2 protein-coding genes are annotated in these 1,206 nt (G+C 35.2%); both read left to right on the forward strand.

Going from position 1 to position 1,206, the window contains the following annotated elements; translation table 11 throughout:
- On the forward strand, window positions 1–412 hold a 412-nt coding region (locus tag AC1DSB_RS19655; RefSeq protein ID WP_477587461.1), incomplete at its 5' end, for a response regulator transcription factor.
- A 104-nt stretch (window positions 413–516) separates the two neighbouring features.
- The coding region (locus tag AC1DSB_RS19660; protein WP_477587462.1) for a histidine kinase dimerization/phospho-acceptor domain-containing protein at window positions 517–1,206 on the forward strand (690 nt) is incomplete at its 3' end.

The following is a 1,206-nucleotide window of genomic DNA, read 5'->3' on the forward strand; positions in this document are numbered from 1 at the left end:
AGTCATGGGTTTAGATGTGGGTGCAGATGATTACGTTTCAAAGCCTTTTTCTATTGAAGAACTCTTGGCCAGAATGCGTGTGATTTTTCGGAGACAGGAGAAGCATGAAGAAAGCATCGCCAAACATTTAAAGTTCAAAGAGATTGAAGTCGACACCATCTCTCGAACTGTAAAGAATAGAAGCAAAGAGGTTACATTGACAAAAAGGGAGTATGAACTTCTCTTGATGTTTATGCAAAATGTCAATCGAGTTTTAACACGTGAACTCATTTTAGAAAAAATTTGGGGATATGAGACGTTTATTGAAACGAATGTGGTTGATGTATATGTTAGGTACTTACGTAACAAAATTAGTATCGAAGATGAAAACTACATCCAATCCGTTCGCGGGGTAGGGTATGTGATGAAATAATGAAGTTCAAGACGAAGTTAAAACTCAAATGGAAACTTGTTTTATGGTCGACTCTCTTAATGATGGGTTTATTTCTATCTTATAATTTATTGCAGTACTTCGTGATGAATAGTTGGATGGTTCGATACGAAGAGCAATCGATTGAGAGAAAGATGGATGCTACTCAAGAGTATTTCTCGGAGCAAGATAATCAAAACTTATCGATAAGTACGTTTAAAGAGAGTGAATCTTTTTTAGAATCTATCAATGAAAAATCAGAAACGATACGAATATATGATCGATATGGAAGAAGCGTTGTTGCAGTAAGTCAAGAGGAGGAATTAATCGTAACCGAAAAAACTGTTCAAAATGAACAGTTTGAATTACAAAAGATTGGTGATGATAGGCTCCTCATTTTCAGAAAACCTCTAGTAGGAACGAATTTTGTTGGGACAATCGAAATCGTGAAAAATCTAGAAATTTTTGATGATTTGTTAGRACAATTTGGAATGATGATGTTTTTAACAGGCATTGGCGCCTTTTTTTTAAGTTTATTAGGTGCGTTATTCCTGTCAAAACAATTTTTAAAACCCATTCAGGATATTTCATATACCTTAACGAGGATAAAGAAATATGGATTGGAAGAGAGGGTAATGGTTCATCAAAATCAAGACGAAATTGCCCAACTTGCAGTTCATTTTAATGAGCTAATGGACCAATTAGAAGAGTCTTTCAATCAACAGAGACAATTTGTGGAGGATGCTTCTCACGAACTGAGAACACCACTATCTGTATTACAGGGAAACCTTATGATG

The sequence above is a fragment of the Paenisporosarcina sp. P4_E4_2 genome (assembly GCF_056401595.1).